Origin of the sequence: Pseudoalteromonas sp. NJ631 (genome assembly GCF_000276645.1) — a bacterium.
In the GTDB taxonomy this organism is placed as follows: Bacteria; Pseudomonadota; Gammaproteobacteria; order Enterobacterales; family Alteromonadaceae; genus Pseudoalteromonas; species Pseudoalteromonas piscicida.
This window is the reverse complement of sequence record NZ_AKXJ01000018.1, coordinates 62,651-83,380: the sequence shown is the minus strand read 5'-3', so window position 1 is coordinate 83,380 and position 20,730 is coordinate 62,651. Positions and strand designations below refer to the sequence as shown.

The 20,730-nt window shown below is 44.1% G+C and carries 18 protein-coding genes; 7 read left to right on the top strand and 11 right to left on the bottom strand.

The window, feature by feature from the left end:
• Window positions 1-10: 10 nt before the first annotated feature.
• The gene (locus A587_RS0121300) at window positions 11-2,668 is read right to left on the bottom strand and encodes a putative bifunctional diguanylate cyclase/phosphodiesterase (RefSeq protein ID WP_232288100.1); all 2,658 of its coding nucleotides are present in this window, start codon (window positions 2,666-2,668) and stop codon (window positions 11-13) included.
• Between the two features lie 129 nt (window positions 2,669-2,797).
• On the opposite strand from A587_RS0121300, the gene A587_RS0121295 reads away from it, so the two are divergent.
• Window positions 2,798-3,805: an extracellular solute-binding protein gene (locus tag A587_RS0121295; RefSeq protein WP_017219210.1), complete on the top strand. Its 1,008-nt coding sequence runs from the start codon at window positions 2,798-2,800 to the stop codon at window positions 3,803-3,805.
• On the opposite strand, the gene A587_RS0121290 is transcribed toward A587_RS0121295, so the two are convergent.
• Both A587_RS0121290 and A587_RS0121285 read right to left on the bottom strand, forming a co-directional pair.
• Window positions 3,782-4,444: a hypothetical protein gene (locus A587_RS0121290; protein ID WP_017219209.1), complete on the bottom strand. Its 663-nt coding sequence runs from the start codon at window positions 4,442-4,444 to the stop codon at window positions 3,782-3,784. The genes A587_RS0121295 and A587_RS0121290 overlap by 24 nt on opposite strands.
• 84 nt (window positions 4,445-4,528) lie before the next feature.
• Window positions 4,529-4,798: a hypothetical protein gene (locus A587_RS0121285; protein WP_017219208.1), complete on the bottom strand. Its 270-nt coding sequence runs from the start codon at window positions 4,796-4,798 to the stop codon at window positions 4,529-4,531.
• Between the two features lie 198 nt (window positions 4,799-4,996).
• On the opposite strand from A587_RS0121285, the gene A587_RS0121280 reads away from it, so the two are divergent.
• Entirely contained in the window at window positions 4,997-5,365 is a 369-nt protein-coding gene (locus A587_RS0121280; protein ID WP_017219207.1) for an RNA-binding S4 domain-containing protein, read from the top strand.
• Between the two features lie 268 nt (window positions 5,366-5,633).
• A complete protein-coding gene (acnA, locus tag A587_RS0121275; RefSeq protein ID WP_017219206.1) occupies window positions 5,634-8,369 on the top strand; it encodes an aconitate hydratase AcnA in 2,736 nt (911 codons plus the stop codon).
• Window positions 8,370-8,418: 49 nt separating this feature from the next.
• Here acnA and A587_RS0121270 read toward each other — a convergent pair whose 3' ends face one another.
• Window positions 8,419-9,180 (bottom strand): hypothetical protein, encoded by a 762-nt coding sequence (locus A587_RS0121270; protein ID WP_017219205.1) that lies wholly within the window; start codon window positions 9,178-9,180, stop codon window positions 8,419-8,421.
• Window positions 9,181-9,275: 95 nt separating this feature from the next.
• On the opposite strand from A587_RS0121270, the gene A587_RS0121265 reads away from it, so the two are divergent.
• The 3 genes from A587_RS0121265 to A587_RS0121260 all read left to right on the top strand — a co-directional run bounded on the left by A587_RS0121265 (window position 9,276) and on the right by A587_RS0121260 (window position 11,166).
• Window positions 9,276-9,713, top strand: coding sequence for a PaaI family thioesterase (locus A587_RS0121265; protein ID WP_010376255.1), 438 nt, complete (start codon window positions 9,276-9,278; stop codon window positions 9,711-9,713).
• Window positions 9,714-9,790: 77 nt separating this feature from the next.
• Window positions 9,791-10,009 carry a hypothetical protein gene (locus A587_RS25305; protein WP_010376257.1) on the top strand — a complete coding sequence of 73 codons (219 nt, stop codon included), beginning with the start codon at window positions 9,791-9,793 and terminating at the stop codon, window positions 10,007-10,009.
• A gap of 71 nt (window positions 10,010-10,080) precedes the next feature.
• Window positions 10,081-11,166, top strand: a complete 1,086-nt coding sequence (locus tag A587_RS0121260) for an NAD(P)/FAD-dependent oxidoreductase (protein ID WP_017219204.1) — start codon at window positions 10,081-10,083, stop codon at window positions 11,164-11,166.
• Here A587_RS0121260 and A587_RS0121255 read toward each other — a convergent pair.
• The 5 genes from A587_RS0121255 to A587_RS0121235 all read right to left on the bottom strand — a co-directional run bounded on the left by A587_RS0121255 (window position 11,163) and on the right by A587_RS0121235 (window position 16,950).
• On the bottom strand, window positions 11,163-11,702 hold the full coding sequence (locus A587_RS0121255; protein WP_010376260.1) for a DUF4124 domain-containing protein: 540 nt from the start codon (window positions 11,700-11,702) through the stop codon (window positions 11,163-11,165). The genes A587_RS0121260 and A587_RS0121255 overlap by 4 nt on opposite strands.
• A gap of 13 nt (window positions 11,703-11,715) precedes the next feature.
• Window positions 11,716-12,483 (bottom strand): hypothetical protein, encoded by a 768-nt coding sequence (locus A587_RS0121250; protein WP_010376262.1) that lies wholly within the window; start codon window positions 12,481-12,483, stop codon window positions 11,716-11,718.
• A gap of 104 nt (window positions 12,484-12,587) precedes the next feature.
• A complete protein-coding gene (locus A587_RS0121245; protein WP_017219202.1) occupies window positions 12,588-13,328 on the bottom strand; it encodes a phosphoadenylyl-sulfate reductase in 741 nt (246 codons plus the stop codon).
• Between the two features lie 38 nt (window positions 13,329-13,366).
• Window positions 13,367-15,088 carry an assimilatory sulfite reductase (NADPH) hemoprotein subunit gene (cysI, locus tag A587_RS0121240; protein ID WP_017219201.1) on the bottom strand — a complete coding sequence of 574 codons (1,722 nt, stop codon included), beginning with the start codon at window positions 15,086-15,088 and terminating at the stop codon, window positions 13,367-13,369.
• Window positions 15,089-15,132: 44 nt separating this feature from the next.
• A complete protein-coding gene (locus A587_RS0121235) occupies window positions 15,133-16,950 on the bottom strand; it encodes an assimilatory sulfite reductase (NADPH) flavoprotein subunit (protein ID WP_017219200.1) in 1,818 nt (605 codons plus the stop codon).
• Window positions 16,951-17,250: 300 nt separating this feature from the next.
• Between A587_RS0121235 and A587_RS0121230 the strand changes: the two genes are divergently transcribed.
• On the top strand, window positions 17,251-18,861 hold the full coding sequence (locus A587_RS0121230; protein WP_017219199.1) for an endonuclease: 1,611 nt from the start codon (window positions 17,251-17,253) through the stop codon (window positions 18,859-18,861).
• 58 nt (window positions 18,862-18,919) lie between these two features.
• Here the strand turns inward: A587_RS0121230 and A587_RS0121225 are convergent, their stop codons facing one another.
• A complete protein-coding gene (locus A587_RS0121225) occupies window positions 18,920-20,089 on the bottom strand; it encodes a DUF3103 family protein (protein ID WP_017219198.1) in 1,170 nt (389 codons plus the stop codon).
• Window positions 20,090-20,207: 118 nt separating this feature from the next.
• Complete coding sequence (locus A587_RS0121220; RefSeq protein WP_010376275.1) at window positions 20,208-20,588, bottom strand: hypothetical protein; 381 nt, start codon at window positions 20,586-20,588, stop codon at window positions 20,208-20,210.
• Window positions 20,589-20,730: the final 142 nt, after the last annotated feature.

The following is a 20,730-nucleotide window of genomic DNA, read 5'->3' as shown; positions in this document are numbered from 1 at the left end:
CTCTGGTTAACTAGGCAAATAACTGATGCACTTTTTTGTTCGGCAAAGCGAGGTGTTTGGCTTCAGCCACAACAAGCGGCTTCGACATAAGATAACCTTGTGTTTGATGACAATAAAGCCTTGATAACGTATCAAGCTGCGCTGCCGTTTCAATGCCCTCGGCTGTCACGACAAGGTTAAAGCTGTGCGCAATCGCACAAATCGCTTCAATGAGCTGCGTCGCCTTACCCCCCTGCTCAATGCCGGACATAAAAGCTCTATCTATTTTAATGCCATCCACAGGAAGATGATTGAGCCGCGCAAGGCTACTATAACCTGTGCCGAAGTCATCAATATAGATGCCAAATCCCGCTTGATGAAGTTGTTCCAACGGCCCTATAAGCATGTTTTCCTCCGCCATCATGGCGGATTCTGTCAACTCAAGTTTAATTTGTTTCATCGCAATATTTTCATCTTCACAGCGAGACACTAACCAATCGATAAATTCCTGCGACTGGAGTTGCAACGGAGAAACATTAACCGCGACAAAAAGGGTACTGTCTCCTACGGCATTGATAAAATTAAGCGCCTGATCAAATACCCAACGACCAAGCTCTGAAATCTTTGCGCATTGTTCTGCGATGGGAATAAATTCCGCGGGACTTACTTCTCCGAGCGTTGGGCTATTCCAGCGTAGTAGCGCTTCGAACCCTTTTAAATTCCGACCTTTTTGACAATAAACAGGTTGTAAATTCAGGCTTAGTTCGTGAGACATGACTATTGCCTGTAGTGCCTGCTCAATCTGGATCTTTCGACCTGCTTCGCAAGCGATAGCATTCGTGAATATATGATAAGTGTTCTTACCTCGCTTCTTTGCCTCATACATTGCAATATCGGCATCATGTAGTAGCTTCTCAGCATCGCAATGTAGACACGGAACGGTAAAATGACGTACGCCAACGCTACCACTAACACAATGACTGTTACCTTGGTACAGAAATGGCGCTCGGATCCGCGCAAGAATATCTTCAAGCACCCCCTCTATTGGTTCATGTAGATGTTCATCGTAAATAAGGACGGCGAATTCATCACCGCCAAGCCGGGCAATATCAGCATAGCTACTAAGCAGCATACGCATTCTTGTTGCAAATTCGATAAGTAGCTTATCGCCAGCTTGATGGCCTAAGGTATCATTTATTAGCTTAAAGCGGTCTAAGTCGATATATAGCAAAGTAAACTTGGCGTGTTTACGCTCACGGAGCTTATCAACCAAAGACACAAAACTCTGACGATTTAGTAGATCGGTCAGGCTGTCATGTTGTGCTTTATATCGCAATTGCTCTTGGAACAGTTTAGCCTGAGTAATGTCCGTCACTCTTCCCTCATACAGGCAACTATCCGGTTGATGCAACCAATGCCCAGAATGCCTAAGCCAGATATGTTCTCCAGATTCTGCTTTTGCTAACCACTCCATTTCTTGGTGAGCTTGCTTCGTGGCAACAATCTGGTTCCACTGCTCATGACACTCAGCGTCTTGCATAAGCGCACTAAAGTCTGTATTTGGCGAAGGAATACGCCCACCAAAAAGTAACGCATTGAAAGCGGGGTTGGAGTCAATGATGTAGCCTAGGCGGTCTAGTACAAATAAACCTTCATGGCTATTAACGAATAAACTTTTATACTTACGCTCTGCAGCGACCTGTTGCTGCAAAGCCCCTAACCGCTTATTAGATTCGACTTGTAATCTGTGATTAGACACCTCTAGGCTTTTTGTTCTTTCAACAACTAAATTATTGACGGTGTCATTGCGGTTTTTCAGTTGCCTTAGCTGGAGCCACACCAATAAAATACAGGTGGCCAAAATACCTAAAAACAGTACAATCAGTACGCTATGGTTATTTAACCAACTTGGATGTAAACACGCCTCGTCATACAACTGCATGGTAATGGGCAAACCATAAAAATTAATGGTGTGTACCGCACTTGGCGTTAAATTCTGAAGGTCGAAGCGTTTTTGCCAATCGGAGCTATAAATAATTTCATTTTTTGAAGAGACCAATAAGTGTTGCTTACGCTGCTGATATAATTGGCCAAATAGTGAATCCAATAAAAAAGGTAACTCAAAACTTAATCCCAGTAGCGTTTTAAACTCTCCAAAACGCGGTTGTTCAATCAATACACTGAGTTTTTGCCTATTTGGCCAGACATAGGTCGTTAAGTCATTCTCATCCCGCTCTGCAAAAATATCTCTCTCAAATACCTCCGCCTGCCCGACGGTCTGACCAACTTCAGACACAGGTGCTGCACGGGTAACCACCAACCATTGGTTAGCCTGCTTATCTAGATTGCCTCTAACTTTAAAGTCAAAATAGCCTCTTTCTCGCTGCACTTTCTCTAATATGGAGAATTGTTCAGGTGAAACCACTGCGTATGTTTCCATACTCAACCCTAAATTCACCGTGGTAAGTTGTGATTGCGCTATCTCATAAAAGTCTGCATCTTGATGGGTGTTGAGGTAGGCATCTATCGAATACAGAAGGTGAGCAACGTGTTGCAACTTACTATCCAGTAAGTATTCTAATCGTGTCAACTCCTGCGCACTTTTGCTTTCTGATTGGTTTTGGTAGTAAACATTCGCTATCAAGCCAACATATATCAAACAGACGAACAACAATGTGAACCCCAACACGGGAAGTCTTCGCTTAAAAACCTGTTGAGCACTCTGGAGAATGGCATTTGTAAAAACGCGTCGTTTAATTCTGGACATCTTCATCGAACATTGTATGCTACACCCATTCGATAATAATTCTTATTTGCAATGAATAAAAGTAAACTTTTCCTTTTTTTGCTCTTTTGGGTACATTTTGGTCAAGCGGTCGCGAAGCAGCCCCACACCTCGCAAGTAAACGTCTATTCATTTAGAAAATATGAATTAATTCAACCTGTCCTCCAAGCATTTGAAAAAGAGACTGGGATCACCGTAAACTTAGTAAATGGCAAATCAGCACAACTGCTTGAGCGTCTCAAAAGCGATGGCGCCGACTCAAAGGCCGATGTGTTGCTCACCTCAGATCTAATTCAGTTGCATGATTACAAACCACTACTGCGTCCTATCGACAAGATCACAAATTGGCAAGCAGTAAATCATGAACTGAAGGATGATGATAAGCGGTGGATCAGTGTTTCGATAAGGACACGCGCATTATTCCGTAAAAAAGGCGTTTCAACACCGTTGCCGGAGCACTTTTCGGATTTAGATAAAGCGCTTTACAAGGGTAAGTTTTGCATTCGCCAGTGGTCTCATAGTTATAACTTGACGTTAGCATCGAGCCTCTATGCTTCTTCAAATAGCAATGACTCCTCATGGCTCAATCACGCTAATACGCTATTAGCAAAACGCCCTGTGGGAGGAGATAGAGATCAACTACGAGCGCTTGCACAAGGTCAATGTGAATTTGCGCTGGCGAATCACTATTACTGGAGCATGATGCAGCACTCCGAAAATAAGCGCGATAAGGCACTTGCCGAACAACTAGAGATCCACTTTCTGAAAATGCACTCGGGAAAAACACCTATTTCTACCACCACGGTTGCGATAGCAAAGCACTCACCCAATGCACTCAATGCCGAGTTATTTATTGATTTCTTGCTGAAACCAAGCACTCAGTCCATGTATGCTAATTTGCTTCATGAATATCCTGTGATCCAGAGCTCGCAAACTGCTCCGGCTCCGTTTGTCCCCGCCACGAAACAAGTGAAGCTCGGTCTGCAGCATGTGTCACGAGCCCAGCGAGTTATTAACTCACTCAGCAAAGATCACTTGTAAGTCACAGTTAAATACTGGTACTAGTCCATCGAAAAGCTGCTGGCGGGTAAATGTTTTTGCAGGCTTGGGCCCCTGTAATGTCTGCACTGTATGTTCGCGCTCGGCATACACTTGTTGGTAGGGGTGCTGTTCGGGTTTCTCACGCCATGTGAGCGTGAGATGTTTACTTTTATAAGTCCAACGCCCCCGATACTCAGTGCCAACCTGCAGCCAATGACCATTGGGTTTCAGCTGCAATTGGATAGAATCGTCTTTGCATTGGTGAGCAAACAATAGATCTGGCAATGCTTGAACAGCTCTGTTTTTCACCAAATATAAGCCCGCGTTATTCGGCGTATAACGGTGCCCTTCCATATTAAACTCTGAAATCGTCAGGGTATCAAAACCAATCTTTTTCACCACATACTCTATATCCCTAAGCCAATTGTCGCCTGAAGTCATCGGTGGAATATTTAATTGTGCGCTCTCATATTGTTGCGGTACAGGAAGCTCGGTAAAACGATAATGAATATCTCGCTTTTCTAACGCTTGAACTAAGTTAGCTCTAGTACCTTCATCGAGGCCGGATTCAAAGATATGTAAGGTTTGGGTGCTACAGCCACTCAATAATAAAGTAGCAATTGCAAAAATACGTTGCATTGTCATCCTTGGTGTTACGCCTCGGTTTGAAATGCACCTAACCTGGGAAGTACACTTCAACCTCAGTCTTATTAATACTTCAAGTTAGCACCTAGACAACCAATTTTCAACAGACGCTTTTGGGTAGAGAATATCTTTAAACAATCGATGCTGTTGGTGACGTAGATGCCGCTCCTGACTTGGCAGCCCGGCCTGCACCTGACTATGATGCTCATTAAATCGAGAGATGACAGAAAGCTTATCCATGGTTTGCGTGAGAGACGCATTAACATAGTGACGTACATCATCCGCGGTCATTAGATCAGTCTTATCTACATTCATAAGCTCTTTTCTTAATGCTGTGCGAATACCCATCGTTGCCTCCATAAAATACTGATAAAAACAAATCGCGTGGTCGGCGTGCAAGATACACACCAAATGCTTCAGTAATGTTAAAGACCTCGGATTTAACGAAAAAGTTTCGTCATTCACCGCAGTAATTTTATATACTGTCGTATAAGGCAATAAGACACTGGCTGTGTTAGGTAAATACGGCACGTTGAGGTTATTAAAATGCAAGATGGGTTTATTGAAATTGAGCTCGAAGAAGAGCCGATAGAATTGTGTAACCTTTTGAAAGTGCTCGACTTAGCAGAAACTGGCGGACATGCTAAGTTATTGATCACTGAAGGTTATGTCGCAGTCAACAATGAAATATGTACGCAAAAACGTAAAAAGATTTATTCAGGCGATATTCTACATTTTGATGGTGATGAATTTCATTTAACCTTAGCACCTGATGCAACGCCGCAACCGCGAGCAGTCGCCACTCCACGCGCCGAAACGGCACCAACGCCGAGTAAGAAAAAACGACAAAAGTCAGGAAAATCTTACACACAAGTGGACAAAAATACAGGCCGAAAACCCATTTCCTTTGGCTAGCAACCCCACACGCTGACGTATTTAATTACAAAAATGCTCACCTTTTTAGTGCACCGATGCCTCGCGAAAGTGCACTTCCCCCTTGAAAAAGTCCCCAATCAACACTAGGACTATAGCAGTACAAAAAAACGGCAAACCTGCAACTGGTACATTCTATGCACCTTGTTTTGCATTTTTAGAACAAAACCAATTCATTTAATTGGATGCTCTAGTTCCCTCTTATATAGAGCAAATCTTAAGTGCAATTGGTATAAGGAAAGGGTCAAGCATGAATAATTCATATAACACCCTGACTCAGCTTACCGTCGGCAAGCGTCAGGTCCATATTCACTCACTTCCAGCTTTAAGCGATAGAGCAAGAAGATTACCGTTTTCGCTTAAAATTTTATTAGAAAATTTACTGCGTCATGAAGATGGCAAAAACGTGACTGCACAAGACATCGATGCCTTACTCAACTGGAAGCCGGAAGATAAACCAAGTAAAGAAGTTGCTTTCACGCCCGCGCGCGTCGTGATGCAAGACTTTACAGGCGTACCAGCCATCGTGGACCTTGCAGCAATGCGTGATGCTATGGCAAAACTCGGCGGCGATCCAAATAAAATCAACCCCTTATCACCCGCTGAAATGGTCATAGACCACTCAGTACAAGTAGACGAATATGGCCACGATGGCGCCTTTGATCTTAATGCTAAGTTAGAGTACCAACGCAACAAGGAGCGCTATGAATTTTTGCGCTGGGGGCAAGGCGCGTTTGACAATCTAAAAGTGGTGCCACCCGCAACCGGGATCGTACACCAAGTTAACCTAGAGTATTTAGCCCGTGTGATATTCGAGAAAGAAATCGACGGTATGCCATTCGCCTACCCAGATACGTTAGTGGGAACCGACTCTCATACTACAATGATCAACGGCCTTGGCATTTTAGGTTGGGGCGTAGGCGGCATTGAGGCCGAAGCCGCTATGCTTGGTCAGCCAATTTCACTGCTCATTCCTCAGGTCGTTGGTTTTAAACTTGAAGGACAGTTGCCTGAAGGCACAACTGCAACCGATCTGGTACTCACCGTAACACAAATGCTACGTGAACACGGCGTAGTGGGTAAGTTTGTCGAATTCTTTGGGGATGGTTTAGCAGACTTACCACTTGCCGATCGTGCCACTATCGCCAACATGGCACCTGAATACGGGGCAACCTGCGGTATCTTCCCCATTGATAACGAAACCTTAGAGTATCTACGACTAACCAATCGTGATGAAGAAAAAATTGCATTAATCGAAGGTTATGCCAAACATCAAGGCATGTGGCGAGAACCTGGAGATGAACCACTTTACACCGACGTATTAACACTAGACTTAGCGACAGTGGTTCCCAGTCTTGCAGGCCCTAAGCGCCCACAAGATAGAATTCCTCTCAATGACGCAGGCAAAACAATTCAAGCCCATTTGGGTGAATTCCAACATGAGCGCAGTGAAAAAAATGCCGTGTCAGATCAAGATGAAGCCCGCACTGTTGGTGAAGGCGGGACTTCTCGAGTCGATCAAGATGAGCCCGCAACACTTGGCGTCGGTAAGGTTAAATTTAAAGATCAAGAGTTTGAATTGGTCGATGGCGCCTGTGTAATTGCCGCTATCACAAGTTGTACAAACACCTCTAATCCAAGTGTTATTCTTGCCGCAGGCCTTGTTGCACAAAAAGCAAAGGCACTTGGCTTAAAACCTAAGCCTTGGGTGAAAACCTCATTGGCTCCTGGCTCAAAAGTAGTTACCGATTATCTAAAACAAGCTGACCTATTGGAACCACTTGCTGAACTAGGTTTTGATTTAGTGGGCTATGGCTGTACGACTTGTATCGGCAATTCAGGCCCCTTACCAAAAGAAATTAACGAAGCCATCGTTAAACATCAGCTGGTTGTCAGTTCCATCTTATCAGGAAACCGCAACTTTGAGGGGCGGATCCACCAAGATGTAAAAATGAACTTCCTCGCCTCACCGCCACTGGTCGTTGCCTATGCACTTGCAGGTCGCACTGATATCGATGTCTACAATGAGCCATTGTGCCAAACCGATGATGGCCAAGATGTGTTCTTAAAAGACATTTGGCCATCGGTCTCTGAAGTCAGTGAACTTGTGTCTCAGACAGTCACACAAGCCATGTTTGAGAAGAACTATGCAGACGTTTACCAAGGCGACCAACATTGGCAACAAATCGCGGTAAATCAGAGTGAGCGCTATGATTGGCAAGATAGCTCTACTTATATTCGAAAAGCCCCTTTTTTTGATGATATGAGTAAAGAGCCACCAGGGATCCCAAGTATCAAAGGCGCACGCTGTCTCGCTAAACTGGGCGACTCAGTGACGACTGACCACATTTCTCCAGCAGGTAATATTAAAGCTTCGGCACCAGCTGGGGAGTATTTACAAGCGCAAGGAGTGAAGCAAGCTGATTTTAACTCTTATGGTTCGCGTCGTGGTAACCACGAAGTCATGATGCGAGGTACGTTTGCAAACGTACGCTTACGCAATCAATTGGCTCCAGGTACCGAGGGTGGTATTACTCGCCTGTTACCTGAGGGCGAACTTATGAGTATTTTCGATGCGGCAGAGCAATATCAGCAGCGGAATACGCCACTCGTTGTACTCGCGGGCAGTGAGTACGGCACGGGTTCATCACGAGACTGGGCTGCTAAAGGGTCTCTACTACTTGGGATTAAGGCCGTACTTGCTAAAAGCTACGAACGTATTCACCGTTCGAACCTCATTGGTATGGGAGTGTTGCCGCTACAATTTAAACCGGATGATGGCCACGAAGAGCTGGGATTAACTGGCGAAGAAGAGTTTGAAATTGAAGGGATATACGACACATCAACCGAAGTGATAGTCACGGCAACAAATGCAGATGGCAAAGAAATCAAGTTTTCGGCGGATATCCGGATCGATACCCCTAAAGAGTGGGAGTACTACCAACATGGGGGAATTTTACAGTACGTCTTAAGACAAATGCTATAGGCCTCTTTTGGCAATACTTTAATGGAAAAGACGGCACCGGCCGTCTTTTTTAAAACCTGCGAGTGTAAATCAGCGTAATGGTATTGATGCCACCATCATCAAACGCACTGCCAATTCCAAACTTCAGCGCCGATTGTGAACTAAACCAATAATCAGTCTGCAACTCCACTACCGATTGATCAAAATCATCTTCTCGTAATCGAGCTGATGCAGATATCTGCCAATTCTTAGCCAAATAATAGCCAGCATGGATCTGCCAAAAGTCGATGTCTGCTGCGACTTTTTGCATTTTTACATCCCATCCAACGCCATTATCAATCTCTGTATAACGAAAAAATGGCGCAATTGCCGTTTCTGTATCTCGTTCATCCACTCCGTAGTTATCAAATTCTGAGCGCTCACCGATGAGCGTAACCCCAAGCTGCATATTATCACTAACAAAACGTCCCACTTGGACCAGCGCTATCGTATCTCGCGTCGCAGTAAAAAGTGCAGAGTCATCTCTAAATTGGGTTACATCTACAGCAACTCGCCAGTCTCGCCCAATAAAGAATTCAGCATCGGCTTGGTAAAGGTGCCAATCATCATTTTTAAAACCACCTACAGAGAAGTTGTTACTCTTTTGCAGGTACCCCTGTAAACCATAGGGTGTGCCATCATTCTTTAACTCAGTAAGATAGTGTCGATACTGAACACCTAAGAATCCATCCTCAATCTCTAAAAACTCTCCGAAGCCAACACTTACTTCATGAGAGTTGGCTATACTGAAGCCTGAATAAAATAACAGTCCTATCAGCGATAATGCTTTCATACTTTCCCCTTTATGTTAATGAAACGATTGTAACTATGAAAAAAAATCGCCATAGTAAAAAAATGTAAGCATATGTATTCAAAAGAGAGACAAGCATGGCAATCTGGTTCAAACCCGTAAGTGTAGAGTTGTGCAAAAAGCTGGAAGATGGCATGACGGGTAAAGGTACGCTCATGAAAACGCTAGGGATAGAAATCAGCGAGGTGGGTGACGACTACTTAGTTGCTACTATGCCAGCCATTCCTGAACACCATAACCCTATGGGTATGGTCCATGGCGGCGCAAACGTTGCTTTAGCGGAAACCGTTGCAAGTTACGCAGCAAACTTTGTTGTAGATACCGAACAATTCTACTGTGTAGGGCAGGAGATCAATGCTAATCACTTAAAAGCATCAAGAACAGGCATACTCACAGCTATTGCTAAACCTGTACATCTCGGTAAACGTTCATCTGTATGGGAGATCCGCATCACTAACAGTCGCAATGAACTATGCTGTATTTCCCGAATGACCGCCGCCGTAGTATCACGCTAAAACTTGATCTATCACAACTACAAAAACGCAAAACCACCTCATCATTATTGCAACACACAAAATAGTGAGGTGGTACTGTGTCAACTCAAAAGCTTTGGCCTCTGCATATGCTCATCGTAGCGGGATTGATTTTAATTTTTACGGGCCACACCATGTTAACGAGCGACTGGTTGAATGATCTCGGTCCGAGCGGTTTTATAATTGGTGCGAGCTGTGTCGCGCTCGGTCTCATTTGTTCTTTACCGACTAAAATATATCTGACCATTTTACTAATGCGTCGAGAGCACCGAGATTAGCGTATACCAGCTTGATATTGGGTTGGTTTTACTGCACCCTGAGCGTCTAGGTTTATGAAGGTACTCAGTTTGTGGAAAAGGTCGACACTCTAATTATTGGCGCTGGCGTTGTAGGCTTAGCAATAGCAGCAAAACTCAGCCATAGCCGCAGCGTTATTGTTATCGATAAAGAATCTCGTGTTGGTGAGCATACAAGTAGCCGTAATAGTGAAGTGATCCATGCGGGCATTTACTACCCTTATGGTAGCTTAAAGCACCAGCTCTGCGTTCGAGGAAAAGCACTCCTTTACACACACTGTGAACAGCTAAACATCCCCTTTCATCGACTCGGTAAATTCATTGTTGCGACAAACGCAGAGGAAGCGCAAAGCCTAGAACAAATAAAGACTCGTGCCCATGCTAACTCTGTCACGGATATTGACTTTGCTTCATCCAAGACCATCGATCAACAGCTCAGCCATTTGAAAATACATAGCGCACTATTCTCTCCCTCCACCGGTATTTTAGACAGTCACCAATTTATGCTGTCACTCATCGCTGAGATTGAAAGTAATGGGGGGATTGTTGCGACGCAAAGTGAGTTTATGCACGCACAGCAATTAGGCAGTGATTTTATTGTTGCGTTGCGCTGCAATGGCGAGCAGTTCGAAATGGGCTGTAGCCAGCTGATAAACAGCGCTGGGCTGAACGCCCCCGATGTGCTCAATAAAATTACCGGTGATAGCAACAAAGCCATCGCCTATTATTGTCGTGGCCGTTACTATCGCTATCAAGGTAAGCACCCTTTTCAACAGCTCATCTACCCTCTACCTAACACGCATGGATTGGGCGTACACGCGACATTAGATTTAGCTGGGCAACTCAAGTTTGGCCCTGATACCGACTATATTGAAAACATTGATTATCAGTTTGATGACTCCCAAAAAGCGCGCTTTGTCGCGGCAATAAAGCGATACTGGCCAACTTTGGATGAGAGTAGGCTCACAGCGGATTACACTGGGATAAGACCTAAATTAAGCAAAGAAAAGCAAAGCGACTTTGTAATTCAGTTCGAGGCAACCCATGGAATATCAGGCTTTGTTAACTTAATGGCGATTGAGTCACCGGGATTGACCGCAAGCCTCGCCATTGCAGAATATATTGAACAACGACTTTAACGCTGGTTTTCCTCCAGCGCCTTTTCAAGCTGTTTCGTTCTATCATCCATCAGCTGTTGGATGTTTTTCGCATCTTCCATCACCTGTTTTACCGCTTTTGGATTTAATGCCGTTGGTAATGCCGAAGCAGCTTCTTTACTTACGGCTTGCTCTGGCTGTTTATTCAGAATGCTCGTGTCTTCGGCTGCTATCACGGTAATTTTGCGCTCGTCTAATTGATAGTGCTGCGACTCGCCGTTTGGATTGGGTTTATCAGAGTAGTGCCATTGTCCTTTGGCGTCCTGCCAACGATACACTTGTACCCCTGATGTAGGTTGTTGAGTATCGTCACTCACAAGCTCCTTCGTGTGTGTTTTCACTTTATCAAGCGCTGTCACACCTTGATACGTTAATTCTGTTACCTGCTGCTCAACCTTGTTGGTCAACGAATTTACATTTAACCATGGTTTTCCATCAGGGCGCTTCAATACAAACAAACTGGCTAACGCCACCAGCATTATCATAATCATCAAGTAACTTGCGGCTTTCATCTTCATACTCTGACTTTCCTTAGAGCCCATACTTTAACAGTATCAGCTTAAATTGCTCCGTTTTTTTAAAGTCAGCATAAAAGCGATTGAAGTCATCACACAATTTTTTCGCTCTTTGAGTGCGACCAAACTGCAATTGTAACGGTGCCACATCCGAAACGCCGCGCACGCTGATGGTACTTTTTAATACTGGATATTTCAGCTGTAACCAACGCAGTGTTGGTGCGCCAACAATAGAAAAAGCAAGACTTTTGTCACTTCCGCCCGCAAGCACGGACAAGATATCAAATTCTGAGTAGTAGTCTTTGCGCTGCAGCAAATTACTGTCAAAATACGGCTCTAACTGAGGGTAGGTATAGCCAAATCGACCTAAAAATAGATGCTCATTTAAGCCGTTTACATCAAAGTGTTCAGCCTGCTTGTGTGTAACAAAGACATCTTCAATTGTGTAAATTGGCGCGCTCCAACACATTTGCATTGTGCCACGATACCAATGTTCAGACTCCATCCGCACATCAACATTCCCTCGCTCGATTTCTACAGACGAACGCTTTTCTGGATAAACAGGGTAATTTGGTTGGTAATGATATTGTGCTGCAAACAGCTCGAAAATATCAATAAGCACACCCTGCTCTTGGGCATGTTCGATAATAAAGGGAGGATAATACTGCACTGCAAAGTTAATAAACGTTTTGCTTTCTTCCGCGGTTTTAGCGTGGCCAGCAAAAGACAAGGTACAACTAAGTAGCAATAATAACATCGTCTTTGGAAAGTAGATCAAAGCCACCTCCAAGACCTTGAACAAATAATAGACTAAGTATGACCGATCGCAGGGATTTTCCAAGTCAAAAAACCAGCCACACTCAAATCTACTAAATGAACATTGCGGATCTAAATACCATCACCATCAATATGCAACCCACACTCACGATTTAGACCGAAGAAGCGTGTTTCTTCCTCTGTCATACCAGGTTCAAGCTTACGGGTGGTGTGAACATCCCCCATAGAAACATAACCTTGTTCCCAGAGTGGGTGATAAGGCAAATCAAACTTTGTAAGATATTGATACACATCACGATTATGCCAGTCAATAATAGGGTAAAACTTGACCGTGCCGCGACTGAGCTCAACGATTGGCTTATCCGCACGCGTTGAAGACTGTTGGCGACGTAAACCACTGAACCAAGTACCTGCGCTAAGTTCACGTAACGCTTGAGTCATCGGCTCAACTTTGTTTAGGGTATTGTATTTTTTAATCCCTTCTTCGCCTTGCTCCCATAACTTACCATACACCGCCTCTTGCCAAGCAGGACTCTGCTTAGCACGGTATATCTTAAGATTGAGCGCCAAACGCTCTGACAGTGATTCTATAAATTGATACGTCTCAGGAAACAAATAACCCGTATCAGTAAGTACCACGGGAATATCAGGCTGCTGCTGAGTCAAAAGGTGTAACATAACCGCAGCTTGAATACCGAAACTAGAAGACAAAAAGTGAGTATCCGGTAAGTTTTCCAGTGCCCAAGCTACTCTCTGCTCGGCAGTTTTATCACTCATTAGGGCATTAGCATCCGCGAGTAGCATCTGCTGAGTTGCGCTGTCCAGAGTCAATATTTGCTTAAAATCACTCATTTTCTCATCCAATGGGCAGCCTAGCTGCCCGTTCTAAATCAAGCGTGGAAATCAGTTTTTGACACTTTTACTTCCGCAACGATTTCTTTGCGGATGACATAGTCACCAAAACATTCATCTTCGCTGCGCTCACTGACCCACTGACCAATCAACTCATCTAGCGCTGGCAGGAATACGTCTTCGCCGACATTCTCCAAGTACAGCTTAGGAATGCGAGTACCAGCGCGGTTACCACCTAAATACATATTGTATTTACCAGGTCCTTTACCCACAAATCCAACTTCGGCTAGCATCGCTCGACCACAGCCGTTAGGGCATCCAACTACACGTAGGATAATATTCTCTTCAGCAACCTCATGCTTGGCGAGCAACCCTTCTACCTTTGTCACAAGCTCAGGTAAATAACGCTCCGCCTCTGCCATCGCAAGTGGACACGTCGGTAGCGATACACACGCCATCGAGTTTTTGCGCTGTTCTGAATGCTCGCTATCTATCAAACCATGCTCGCGGGCAATTTGTTCGATTTGCGCTTTATCCTCAGCTGCAACTCCAGCAATAATTAAGTTTTGGTTTGCAGTCATGCGGAAATCCCCTTTGTGGATTTCTGCAATTTTGCGACAACCTGTTTTAAGTGGTTTATCTGGGAAATCTAAAATACGGCCATTTTCGATAAACACCGTTAAGTGATGCTTACCATCAATACCTTCAACCCAACCAAAGCGGTCGCCACGATGAGTGAATTCATAAGGACGGCTTGGCTCAAACGTCATACCGGCACGGTTTTCAACTTCCGCTTTAAACGCCTCTGTACCAAATGTATCTAGCGTATATTTGGTTTTTGCATTTTTACGGTTTACTCGGTTACCCCAGTCACGTTGCACAGAAACCACATGCTCAGCAACGGCAAGTGTATGTTCAAGAGGAATAAAGCCAAGGTCATCTGCTTTACGTGGATAGGTATTGACGTCACCATGGGTCATCGCCAAACCACCACCCACAAGCACATTAAAGCCAACTAGCTTGCCTTCATCTGCGATAGCAACAAAGTTGAGGTCATTGGCATGCACATCGACTTCATTATTCGGAGGAATAGTAACGGTGGTTTTGAATTTACGTGGTAAATACGTATCACCCAGAATCGGCTCTGCCGTTGTCTCGGTTTTTTCACCGTTCAACCAGATTTCAGCGTAAGCTTTGGTTTTAGGTAGTAAGTGCTCTGAAATTTTAGCCGCCCACTCGTATGCTTCTTGGTGTAACTCAGACTCGACCGGGTTAGTTGTACATAATACGTTGCGGTTTACATCCCCCGCCGTCGCAATAGAATCGATACCTACGCTATTCAGCAGTTGGTGCATCCCTTTGATGTTTGGCTTCAATACACCGTGGAACTGGAAAGTTTGACGTGTTGTCAGACGAATGCTGCCATACATGGTTTTATCCGCTGCAAACTCATCAATCGCCAACCACTGATGTGGTTTTATGATACCGCCTGGCATACGAGCACGAAGCATCACGTTATGCAGTGGCTCAAGGCGTTGCTTAGTACGCTCTGGGCGGATATCGCGGTCGTCTTGCTGATACATACCGTGGAAACGGATCAATTGGAAGTTATCCGCAGTAAAGCCGCCGGTTAGTTGATCTGTCAGATCCGTTGAAATTGTGCCACGTAAGTGGGCACTTTGTGACTTCAAACGCTCATTATCAGAAAACTTTGCGTTTGCATCGAGCTTACTATTCGGTTTGATTTCAGAATTGCTCATTGTCTTTCCTACATTAAAATTGGCTGACGGTATAACAAGACGCGTTAGTAAACGTCTTTCTGATAACGGTTTGCGCTACGCAATGCTTTAAGGTATTGCTCAGCTTGTTCATCATCTTTCCCTCCATGGGTTTTAATGATGTCGATAAGTGCTTGGTGTACATCTTTGGCCATTCTGCTAGCGTCACCACAGACATAAAAATGGGCGCCCTTTTCAAGCCATGCAAATACAGCTTCGCCCTTCTCGCGCAGTCTATCTTGCACGTAAATCTTTTCTGCCTGATCACGGCTAAATGCCAAATCTACATGTGTTAATAAACCCGACTTTACGTAATTTTGAATTTCTACTTGATAAAGGAAATCTTCTGTAAAGTGTGGATTACCAAAGAACAGCCAGTTTTCACCCTCAGCGTCACGCGCCTCACGCTCTTGCAAGAAGGCTCTAAACGGTGCGATACCTGTACCTGGGCCAACCATGATCACAGGTGTAGCATTGTCGACAGGTAACCTAAAGTTGTCGTTATGCTCACTGAATACTTTCACTTTCGTACCTTCTTCAGCACGATTCGCCAAATAACCTGAGCAGCCGCCAAAATGCTTTTCACCAAAGGTATCAAATTCAACTAAACCTACGGTTAAATGCACCTCTTCTTCCACCTCAGCTTGGCTTGACGCGATAGAGTACAGGCGCGCTTGTAATTTGCGACAACAATCAACTAGCGCTTGCGCCTCAATGTTGGCAGGATTTTGCTTAATCACATCGAAGATTTGACGTTCTTCAATATAAGCACGCAATGCCGCTTTATCGTTTGCAAGTGCGCTTAGTTCCTCATTCCCAGTCGCAATCGCATACTTCTCAACAAAGCCAGGATACGACTGTGTTAGCTCAAGATGTTCAATTAACGCCGTTTCTAATGAAACGATGAGTTCACCTATTTTTACGGTTTGTGTTTTGTCGAGTTTTAAGACGTCGATCACCGCCGCCACTTCTTGTGGATCATTTAAGAAATACACGCCAAGTGAATCACCCGGCTGATAAGTGATATCGGAACCTTCAAGCGAAATTTCAATGTGACGCACATCTTTGCTTGAGTTTCTGCCAGTGATCTTTTGTACCACACTAAGCTCGGCCGCGAATGGGTTTTGCTTTGTATATTGGCTCGCTGCGGCCTGAGGCGCACCAAACGGCATGCTGATAACGTTACCACCACCCGCTTGCTGCTGAGCTTTAAGCGCAGGCTCTAACGCATCTAGCGCCTGTGCGATCCACGCCTCGGCTTCAGCTTCATAATCCACATCTAAGTCAGCACGCGGCACAACAATTTCAGCACCAAGGGCAGCCAAGCGCGCTTCAAAATCCTTTGCTGTCTGGCAGAAGAATTCATAACTTGAATCACCAAGGCCAATCACTGCTTGCTTTACACCTTCCAGTTTAGGCGCCTTCTTACCAGCTAAGAATTCATGCAATGCTTCTGCATCTTCTGGTGGTTCCCCCTCACCGTAAGTAGAGACAGCAATCACTAAGAACTTCTCTTTCTTCAGGTTGGCTGGTTTGTAGTCAGCCATATTGACCAACTTAGTCGTCAAGCCACGTGCTTCCGCCTGAGCTTTAATTTGGTTTGCAACCCCTTTTGCGTTACCGGTTTGTGAACCAAATAAAATAGTCAGAGGTGCAGACTCGTCAGCGCCCGCTGTTGCTTGTCCAGCAATACCTGATAATGCAGCTGAATTTGCGGTTGCAGCTAAATAGCCACTCACCCATGCCTGTTGGATTGGATTTAACTCTCCAACTAAGCCTTGTAGTTTTTGCAGTTGTTCATGTGTCAGCGGACTTGCTGCAGCATTAAGTTGACTTAACAACATCATGGATCCCCGTACCCAAAAGGTTTTGCTTGCTCATTGCATAACTGGCTCGCACAGAGCGGAGCCTACTTTTATTAGCGTGAAGCATACGTGGCAAATTGAGAGATCAAAAAGAATAGAATCTGCTTTTATATTCCTTTTAGTTATTGAAGATTAAAAAGTCCAAAGAAAACAGATTAAAAGAAGTTCGATATTTAACCGCCAAAAAGTTTAACATTGCCGTAACAGTTTTGATGCAAAATCAAACTGTCATACACAGACAAATCAATAATACAGATAATCATAATAATGAGACTAAAAATGAAACACGGGAAATATATAAACCTAATACTCAGTTCTTATTGCTCAATACTCAGCTTAAGCGCTGTTGCAGAAGTTACAAATGGCAGTTTCGAGAGCTGGAGCGGTCAAGTCCCTAGTGGATGGACGACGATAGACTCGGGCATCACACTTAGCTCGGTTACGACACCAATAAAAGACGGTCATCTTGCCGCAGCAGTGCAGGTAACTACTGCAACACAAAGTAGTACAGACTTACAACAGCAAGTAAACGTTGAAGCTGGTAAAAGCTATCAATTTAGCACTTGGGTCTATCACACGGAAGGTGGCGTCAAAGCACGATTAGTGGTGGACGGCTATCATGGCTATTCAGATCAGTTCAATGTCGGGCAGTGGCAACAACTTAGCTATACCTACACCGCAACTGCAACCACAGCAATTAACGTTGGCTTACGTTTTTACGATGGCAGTGGTTTTGACGGTAATGAAACTGTCTACGTTGACGGCTTTGGTCCAACTTCTACCACACCAGAGCCGCCTCAGAGCTGTCAAAATAATAGTGTCACTCTCGCTTTGATGACCGATAATTATGGTAGCGAAACAAGCTGGCAAATCACTAATACAGCAAACACAATAATGGCTAGTGGTAGTGGCTATAGCAATAATCAATCGGTAAACGAAAATCTATGCCTTAACGACGGTAGTTATACGTTTACGATTTTAGACAGCTATGGCGACGGAATTTGTTGCACCAATGGTAATGGCCAGTATACCTTAACGCACGCTGGTACAACGCTCGCTTCCGGCGGCCAGTTCAGCAATCGTCAAGATCATGCCTTTACGCTTGGCACAGCCACACCGCCCCCTTCAGGCGATGGTTACTATGCCTCAGCTGCTGGACTTAGCGGTTATGCACTGAAAACAGAGTTACACCAGATTATTCGTAACCACCAATCACAAGGTTATTCTGCTATTTGGAGCTTTATCGATCAGAACGAGCGCGACCGCTATTTTGAAAAAGATAACAGTATATTAGATCGCTACTCTGAAAAGCCAACGGCAAATGATAGTGTTACTTATGTCTCTACCGGCTCACAATGCGGCAGTTACAGCGGCGAGGGCGATTGCTATAATCGTGAACACTCATTCCCTAAATCTTGGTTTGGTGGTCAAGTAGAACCGATGAATTCAGATATCCATCATATTTTTGCTTCCGATGGCTATGTAAATTCAAAGCGCAGTAACTATCCATTTGGTGAAGTAGGAAGCGCTTCTTATACCTCAAGTAATGGTAGTCGCTTAGGTTCTGCATCTGGTATTAATTACAGCGGTACCGTATTTGAGCCTATTGATAGTTTCAAAGGAGATTTTGCTCGTGCCTACTTCTATATGGCAACGCGTTATCAAGATGTGATTGCAAATTGGCAAAATAATACCAGCTACAGTAATGCGGTACTCAATGGCACCCAGCAGCAAGTCTTCGAAACTTGGGTCGTCAACATGCTAAAAAGATGGCATAACGAAGATCCTGTCGATGCCCTTGAGCAAGCGCGCAACCAAGCGGCTCATGAATTTCAGGGTAACCGAAATCCATTTGTAGACCATCCAGAGTTCGTCGAAGCAATTTGGTAACTATAAATAAAAAAGGCCAGTAACTGGCCTTTTTCAATAACATCATTTTGGCTAATATTTAGCGAGGGTTAATTGTAAGTGGCTCAATCGTCACTTTCGCATTACCACTTGCACCCATATGCCCGTTGTAAGTTTGTCCTTCAAACAAGGTGTAAAACACATCAACGTAGTCATCATCGTTAGTAAACCAATGGCTTGGCATCGCTTTGATCAATTGATTCGTCAGTTGCGGGATAATCGCATAACCTTGAACATTAGGATCAGGAATAGCGCGCATCACTTGCGTCACAATATCCAAAAGTGTTGTTGCTAAGTCTTGATAGTTAGTATTGTCGTCTTGCTCCATCAGCAATAGATCTGCCGCTTGCCAACGATATCGCTCCCAATGAATGATAATTTGATTAGGCGTATAGTCCGTACCATCGTGGTCCAAATATGGCATGTCCACAATATCTAGAACGGGCTCATCTCGGGATGGGTTGACGCCTGTTACAATGCCGTAAACTTCCGCAGCCCCAGATACCCAAGGCTCTTCATCGTCATTTAGTCTGATTTTCTTCAATACACTGGTTGAAATCGGCTCAGCATCATCGTTGCTCTGCACAGCTGTTGCTGGCATTGCTAAGCCTTGCTTGGCAAACACTTGCTTCATTACCTGAATGCCTTCTTGTTTTACCTTGTCACTATCAAGTTCAACGATTAGCACAGGTCGCTCTGGCATTGTATGTGCGTCAAGTAAATGCAATTGGCCATGCTCATCAAAGGCCTCTACATATTGCCAGTGCTTATCATCACCTTTAGGCGCAAAAGCAATTAATGGCGCTTCACCTTGTTGCCACTTTGTTAGCATTTCGCTAGAAGCAATACGCAGCTGATACAGATTAGAGCTATAGTCAGTCAGACCTTTTAATGAACGAGTATACAGGTTCGCTTCTGTCATGAGCTGCTTAGTCGCCCCCTGAACTTGTAGCTGCTCCAGTGAAACGGCATCCTGATACTTGCTAAGTTGAGTTTGAACTTGGGGACCTACGTGATTAAGTGATAGCGCTAATTTTTTCGCAATTTGCTTCTTTATATCAGCAACTTGAACTGGTGCAGCGTTAAATTTATCAAGCTGCTTAAGTGAACTGTAGGTATTAAGGTTAGCCTTGTCTGCCGCAAAACTTGCGAAAGACATTCCGCCGAGCATGGCTATCATTAGGGTAGAAAGGGTTACATGTTGTTTCATCTTGCGTTCCTAGAAATAATCCGTGTTATGGAATAAACAAGATAAAACAACAAAAATAAATTATCAACACATTAACATGGTTAACATATAAAACAATTTAATCTAGCTTTTAGAGTTTTTATTCTTCTACTGGATAGATAGTAATTTCTATACCGGCACCTATTGCAGAGATCCTAAGCAACGTATCTGCCTGTAGTGCTTGCGAAAAGCACTTGGGTGACTTGCCTGAGTTAAAGCCAATATCAAAAGTTCGCTTGGTACAACCTAGCCATTGCTTAAGTGCCGCTTTAGAGCAAGACTCAATTAACTCACACAGTTGATTAATCGCTTTGTCAGGGGTTAATTCATTGGTATTTGCTTCGATGCGAGCCAATTGACGATAGTCATCTTGATCGTAATGCAGCACGATAGCATTTTTCTTTAAATCCGAAACTAGCGCACTGATATCCTGCTTTGACTCCAGTTCCAAATCGACATTTAAAAATTGAATTTCAGACATGTATTAAAAGCTACCTTGTAAAGCTAAATCTAGTAATGACTTATTTATCAGAGTGATAAGGACATTACTTATTGGACAATGCGACAATTTGTCACATTCTACGCACCGTGCGTTATAGTTATCATACTCACGAACAACTAGA

Bases quoted from the DNA above. Each gene is read 5' to 3' on its own strand.
- A587_RS0121295 (WP_017219210.1), top strand. From the start codon at position 2,798: ATGAATAAAAGTAAACTTTTCCTTTTTTTGCTCTTTTGGGTACATTTT.
- A587_RS0121290 (WP_017219209.1), bottom strand. From the start codon at position 4,444: ATGCAACGTATTTTTGCAATTGCTACTTTATTATTGAGTGGCTGTAGC.
- A587_RS0121285 (WP_017219208.1), bottom strand. From the start codon at position 4,798: ATGGGTATTCGCACAGCATTAAGAAAAGAGCTTATGAATGTAGATAAG.
- A587_RS0121280 (WP_017219207.1), top strand. From the start codon at position 4,997: ATGCAAGATGGGTTTATTGAAATTGAGCTCGAAGAAGAGCCGATAGAA.
- acnA (WP_017219206.1), top strand. From the start codon at position 5,634: ATGAATAATTCATATAACACCCTGACTCAGCTTACCGTCGGCAAGCGT.
- A587_RS0121270 (WP_017219205.1), bottom strand. From the start codon at position 9,180: ATGAAAGCATTATCGCTGATAGGACTGTTATTTTATTCAGGCTTCAGT.
- A587_RS0121265 (WP_010376255.1), top strand. From the start codon at position 9,276: ATGGCAATCTGGTTCAAACCCGTAAGTGTAGAGTTGTGCAAAAAGCTG.
- A587_RS0121255 (WP_010376260.1), bottom strand. From the start codon at position 11,702: ATGAAGATGAAAGCCGCAAGTTACTTGATGATTATGATAATGCTGGTG.
- A587_RS0121245 (WP_017219202.1), bottom strand. From the start codon at position 13,328: ATGAGTGATTTTAAGCAAATATTGACTCTGGACAGCGCAACTCAGCAG.
- cysI (WP_017219201.1), bottom strand. From the start codon at position 15,088: ATGAGCAATTCTGAAATCAAACCGAATAGTAAGCTCGATGCAAACGCA.
- A587_RS0121235 (WP_017219200.1), bottom strand. From the start codon at position 16,950: ATGTTGTTAAGTCAACTTAATGCTGCAGCAAGTCCGCTGACACATGAA.
- A587_RS0121230 (WP_017219199.1), top strand. From the start codon at position 17,251: ATGAAACACGGGAAATATATAAACCTAATACTCAGTTCTTATTGCTCA.
- A587_RS0121225 (WP_017219198.1), bottom strand. From the start codon at position 20,089: ATGAAACAACATGTAACCCTTTCTACCCTAATGATAGCCATGCTCGGC.
- A587_RS0121220 (WP_010376275.1), bottom strand. From the start codon at position 20,588: ATGTCTGAAATTCAATTTTTAAATGTCGATTTGGAACTGGAGTCAAAG.